Consider the following 590-nt stretch of genomic DNA (forward strand, 5'->3'; position numbering starts at 1 on the left):
CCTTACGAGATAACCGTCGGGGTCCTGGACGATGAATTCGCGCTGGCCTACTTCTACATTTTCAGCCCGATACCAAGTGTTTTTGCATTCTCGATAGAGTGGACATCCAGCCTCATCAAGTTTCTGGATGATGGGTGCGACAGCCTCAACATCAATCTGTAAGTTGATGCCTCTTCCAAACGGCTTGGCCAACGGCGCAGTCAGCCATTGACCCGCGTCCGAATCAATCTGCTCAAGCATTACTTGAGCACCATTCAAATCAAGATATGCAAATCCATCTTCCGGGCGTTGATAAGCGACTTTGAACCCCAGACGAGAAACCCAAAAAGCCAGGCTGCTATCCAGGTTGGTGACCATTAACTCCGGAACCAGTTTGTTACGTTCGAACATGAGAAGACTTCCGTTTCAAAAGACTCGTTTTGCGGACGGGCAGGTTCTGCACTGATGGCTTCGATACCACGACGGGATCGTGGCGATGATGCACGCTCGGGTGAGAGTTAACGAGTCGCGTTGACCGGAAGCTGCCCTACGCGAATGGCGGATCAAGAGAAACGTCTGTCGCTCTCGCTTAACCCAACCTCACGCCAACG

At 51.7% G+C, this 590-nt stretch carries 1 protein-coding gene; it reads right to left on the minus strand.

The features are described from left to right. The coding region (locus HT737_RS29455; RefSeq protein ID WP_182404581.1) for a VOC family protein at positions 1-390 on the minus strand (390 nt) is incomplete at its 3' end. Positions 391-590: the final 200 nt, after the last annotated feature.

It is taken from the genome of Pseudomonas sp. MD195_PC81_125, assembly GCF_014060985.1.
GTDB lineage: Bacteria > Pseudomonadota > Gammaproteobacteria > Pseudomonadales > Pseudomonadaceae > Aquipseudomonas > Aquipseudomonas parakoreensis.